Here is a 4,826-nt window from a genome sequence, read left to right on the forward strand (position 1 = left end):
AGCGCCAGGATGTTGGTCTGGAACGCGATGCCGTCGATGGTGCCGATGATGTCGTTGATCTTGCGCGAGCTGTCGTTGATGCCCTGCATGGTCTGCACCACCTGGCCGACCACGTCACCGCCCCGCATGGCCACCTCCGAGGCGCCCTGCGCCATCTGGTTGGCCTGGGATGCCGCGTCCGCGTTGTTGCGCACGGTGCTGCCCACCTCTTCCATGGTGGCGGCGGTCTGCTGCACGGCGGAAGCCTGCTCTTCGGTGCGTTGCGACAGGTCCAGGTTGCCCTGGGCGATCTGCGCGCTGGCCGTGGCCACGCCCTCGGCCGAGCCCCGCACGCCCGAGACCACGTCAGACAAACGGCCCTGCATGGTGCGCAGCGAGCCGAGCAAGCGCCCCAGCTCGTCGGACGAGTTCACCTCGATGTGTTGCGCCAGGTTGCCCTCGGCCACGCCCTCGGCCACGGCCAGCGCCGACTCGATGGGTCGGGTGATGGAGCGCGTGAGCCACACGGCGGCCACCGTGCCCACCAGCAGGCCCAGCAAGGCCGACACCAGCAGCGCGTTGCGGGCAAAAACGTAGGTGCCTTCGGCCCCATGACCCGCTGCTTTGGCGCCGTCGCTGTTGAGTTTGATCAGCGCCACCAGGTCGGCTGTGGCCTGGTCGAAGCTCTTTTGCGCATCGCCTTCCAGCAGCGCCCGGGCTTGGTCGTTCTGGTTCTGGCGGGAGAAGTTCATCACCTGCTCATGCAAGCGCAGGTACTCGCCCCAGCTGCGCTCGAAGGCGGCGTGCTGCGTGCGCTCCTGGTCTGAGGACAAAAGCGCCTTGTAGGCATCGTGCAGGCTGTTGAACTCGGCCTTGACTTTTGTCAGCTCTGCCTCGATGCCGCGCATCGCCGACTCATCGGTGTTGAGCACGTGGCGGAACTCCAGGATGCGCTGGTCAGAGATGTTCGTGTTGAGCTGGTTGACGAGCTCGACGCTGGGCAGCCAGTTGTCGATGATCTCTTTCTCCGAGCCCCGCATGGCACCCATCTGGCTCCAGGCCAGCGCCACCATGGCAACGATGAGCAGCAACAAGCCACCCAGGACGGCACCGAGGCGGTGGGCGATGCTGGCAGATGAGCGCATGGTTTTCCTTCAATGCAACAACTTGACCCCAGCCTATCGGCAGGACAAACCTTGAACTTGAAGGAAAAATCGGCAAAAGTGGCCGCAATCCTGCCCGCAGGCACCTCCCGGTGCCCGCTCTGGACTCAACGCGCCAGTTCGACCCGCATCGCGTCGATCACGTCCCGGTAGCTGGGCTGACCGAAGATGGCCGAGCCGGCCACGAAGGTGTCGGCGCCCGCGTCGGCGATGCGGCGGATGTTGTCGACCTTCACCCCACCGTCGATCTCCAGGCGGATGTCACGACCCGAGGCGTCGATCACCTTGCGCACCTTCTCGGCCTTGCGCAGCGTGCTGTCGATGAAGCTCTGGCCCCCAAAACCCGGGTTCACGCTCATCAGCAGCACCACGTCGACCTTGTCGATCACCCACTCCAGCACGTCGATGGGCGAAGCGGGGTTGAACACCAGGCCAGCCTGGATGCCCTCGGCCTTGATCAGCTGCAGCGTGCGGTCGACGTGGGTGGAGGCATCGGGGTGAAAGGTGACGATGTCGGCGCCGGACTTGGCAAAGGCCGTGGCCAGGGCGTCAACGGGTTGCACCATCAGGTGCACGTCGATGGGCACCTTCGTGCCATCGGCCTTGACACTGTGCTTGCGCAGCGCCTGGCAGACCATCGGCCCGAAGGTCAGGTTGGGCACGTAATGGTTGTCCATCACGTCGAAGTGGATCCAGTCGGCGCCGGCGTCGATCACGTTGCGCACCTCCTGCCCCAAGCAGGCGAAGTCGGCCGAGAGGATGCTGGGGGCGATGCGGAAAGTGCGTGACATGGGGAGCGGTTCCTGGTGGGGCCCGGTTGGGGCCTTGTTGAGGCGGCAAGGCGCGATGGCGCGCCCAAACCGCCATTCTAGGAAACCCCTGGCCCTCTCGCGAGGGTCCCGCTCAGTACCCGGCCGTGCTCTGTGCCATCAGCCACGGCAGCCACATGTTCTTGCGCTGGCGGGCGATGCACTTGCGTGCTGGCAGCTCGCCGCTGACGGACTTGTCGACCGCGTAGGCCACCCACTCGGCGTGGGCGTCGGTCATCTCCAGCGTGGAATAGCCCTGGCGGCTGCTGTCGAAGAACTGGATGTGCGGGTTGTTCAGGCGCACGGCGGGCGCGGCCAGCGCACGGCCGATCAGCACCTGGGTCTGCGCATCGGCCTTGGCGGCCAGCATCTCGGCCAGCGTCGACGAGGTCACCGACGGCGTCATGAACTCGGCGCCCACGTAGTTGTCCAGGGCCAGCGGGTTGAGGTTGCCGTAGTCGTGCTTGATGTTGCTGGCCATGTAGGTGTGCAGGTCACCGGTGGCCACCAGGAAGTTGCTGACCTTGGCGTCGCGCAGCGCACCGGTGAGCGCACGGCGCTCGGCCTGGAAGCCGTCCCAGGCGTCGACGTTCAGCGGCGCCAGCTGCGTGCCCAGGAAGGTCACGGCCAGGCGCCCGAAGAAGGTCTGGTTGCCCATGAGCTTCCAGGTGGCGCGGGACTTGGTCAGCCCATCGACCAACCAGTTCAGCTGGGTCTTGCCCAGCAGGGTTTGATCGGCGCTGTTGTACTTCGTGCAGCCCAGCGGGAAGTAGCGCTGGCCGAAGTCCTTCTCACCACAGGCGTGGGCGCTGCGGTAGGTGCGGTTCTCGATCATGAACAGCTCCAGGAAGCCGCCAAAGTTGAATTGGCGGAACACCTTGAGCGCCTCGAAGGGGTGGGTGGCGTTGGCGTCGAAGCTCACGCGGGCCGGAACGTACTCGCTCCAGGCGCGTTGCGAATCGAGCTTGAGGCGGCGCAGCAGGCCGGCGTCGGCACCGTACTTGGCATCGGTCGTGTAGGGATGGTCGGGCGCGCCCAGGGTGTCGCGGGCGTAGTCCCAGTAGGTGTCGTTGGCCGTCTCGTGGTCATCGGGCACGCAGATCAGCGTGTGGCGCTCCATCAGGGCCTGGATGTTGGGGTCGCGGCGGATGGTGCGGTAGATGAAGCGGTAGTCGTTGACGTCCAGCGCCACCGTGCCGCCCGAGGGCAGCACCATGGTGCGATCGGCAAACGGCAGGCTTTGAAAGCGCGGGTCGCCAGCGGTTTCGTAGATGAAGTCGCCCAGGTGCAGCACGTGGTCGATGCTGTCGTCGCGGGCCACGTGGGCCAGGGCGCCGTAATAGCCGTTGGTGTAGTCCTGGCAGGTCAGCAGGGCCAGCTTGTAGCGCTTGCGTTGGGCGCTGGCGGCCGGCAGGGTGCGGCAGCGACCCGTGCGGCTGACGGTGCCGTCGTAGATGAAGCGATAGAAGAAGGGGCCGCCCGAGGCCATGGCCGGCAACTGACCGTCGAGGTCGACCTTGACGGTGTGGTCGCGCTCGGGGCTGATTTCGTCGGCGTTCACGCGGGCCTGCACCAGCAGGGTGTTGAATTGCGCGTCCAGCGCCACCTGCAGGTACAGGGGCTCGCCACCGCGCACCGCAGCCGGGTCGATGTGCGTCCACAGGATCACGCCGGTTTCACTCGGGTCGGCCGAGGCCACCGAGAGGTCGAACACGCGGGCCGAGTCGGTGCGCAGGTTGCGGGTGTCCAAAGGCACCAGTCCCAGGTTCATCCAGGATGCGGCACGCGCTTGCCAGGTGACGAACAAACCCCCACCGGCCACGCCCAGCGCGGACAGGAAACGACGACGATCCATGGGTACTCCTCTTGGGTGCTTGGTAAAGAACTGCAATTGCGCGGCACGCGATGTTCACTGTCCAGCGTGACATCCCCATGAAGCGTCGGGACTTCCGCCCGGACCTGCCCGAAGGCATTGCCTAGAATGGGCCGCATGAACCAGGCCGAATTCACTTGCAGCGTGCACCCCAGCTACCTCGAGGAGCAGAGCGACCCGTCCACGCACGAGTACGCTTTCTCCTACACCGTCACCATCGTCAACAGCGGCACGGTGTCGGCGCAACTGATCGCCAGGCACTGGGTCATCACCGACGCCATGGGTCAAACCGAAGAGGTGCGCGGCCTGGGCGTGGTGGGCAACCAGCCGCTGCTCAAGCCGGGCGAGCGCTTCGAGTACACCAGCTGGACCAGGTTGAACACGCCGCATGGCACGATGCACGGCACCTTCTTTTGCATGACCGAAGACGCCCGCCTGTTCGAAGCGCCCGTGCCCGAGTTCATGCTCGCGCGCTCGCAGTCGCTGCACTGAGGTCCGGCACACGATGGCGGTCATCTCCAAGCTCCTGTCCCCCTTCAACCGCCAGGCCTGGTGGCCCCGGCCCGGCAACGGCTTCGAGATCGAGGCCTGGCTGGACCAGGCCGATGCCGACGCGCCGCTGGTCGAGCGCCACATCTGGCTGATCCGCACGCTGGACTGGGTGCGCCGTGGCGAGCCCGTCAGCGGCCTGCAGAACGTGGTGCGCCTGATCGACGCCAAGCCGGAGCGGCGCGCGCGCGTGGTGGCCCTGCTGGCCGCCTTCTGGCGCGACACCGACGTGGCCGCGCTGCTGGCCGACTACGGCTTCTCGCCGCGCTCGGCCTTCCTCAACGAGCTGGGCGAGCGCGTGCGCCGGCGGCTGTTGCCCGCCAGCCCCGAGACCGCCGACCTGTCGGTGCTGTTCAACCTGCTTTTCAGCGACCCGGACGACGGACGCTGGCTGGCCCACCTGGACGAGGCCACGCTGGATCAAATCGGCGGCTTGCTCGGCGACGGCCTGCG

Annotated in this window: 4 protein-coding genes and 1 pseudogene; 2 read left to right on the plus strand and 3 right to left on the minus strand. The window is 66.5% G+C overall.

Translation table 11 applies throughout. The features are described from left to right. The 3 genes from B2W70_RS18175 to B2W70_RS18185 all read right to left on the minus strand — a co-directional run. A partial coding sequence (locus B2W70_RS18175; RefSeq protein WP_286747974.1) for a methyl-accepting chemotaxis protein occupies window positions 1-1,124 on the minus strand: 1,124 nt, incomplete at its 3' end. Window positions 1,125-1,249: 125 nt separating this feature from the next. After that, the gene (gene rpe, locus B2W70_RS18180) at window positions 1,250-1,933 is read right to left on the minus strand and encodes a ribulose-phosphate 3-epimerase (protein WP_058087210.1); all 684 of its coding nucleotides are present in this window, start codon (window positions 1,931-1,933) and stop codon (window positions 1,250-1,252) included. A gap of 112 nt (window positions 1,934-2,045) precedes the next feature. Further along, on the minus strand, window positions 2,046-3,806 hold the full coding sequence (locus B2W70_RS18185) for an alkaline phosphatase D family protein (RefSeq protein ID WP_286747975.1): 1,761 nt from the start codon (window positions 3,804-3,806) through the stop codon (window positions 2,046-2,048). A gap of 135 nt (window positions 3,807-3,941) precedes the next feature. On the opposite strand from B2W70_RS18185, the gene apaG reads away from it, so the two are divergent. Then, window positions 3,942-4,316, plus strand: coding sequence for a Co2+/Mg2+ efflux protein ApaG (gene apaG / locus B2W70_RS18190; RefSeq protein ID WP_058087223.1), 375 nt, complete (start codon window positions 3,942-3,944; stop codon window positions 4,314-4,316). 13 nt (window positions 4,317-4,329) lie between these two features. After that, window positions 4,330-4,826 (plus strand): annotated as a pseudogene (locus B2W70_RS18195) (hypothetical protein); the annotation flags it as partial.

Origin of the sequence: Aquabacterium sp. UBA2148 (assembly GCF_002328915.1) — a bacterium.
GTDB lineage: Bacteria > Pseudomonadota > Gammaproteobacteria > Burkholderiales > Burkholderiaceae_C > Aquabacterium > Aquabacterium parvum.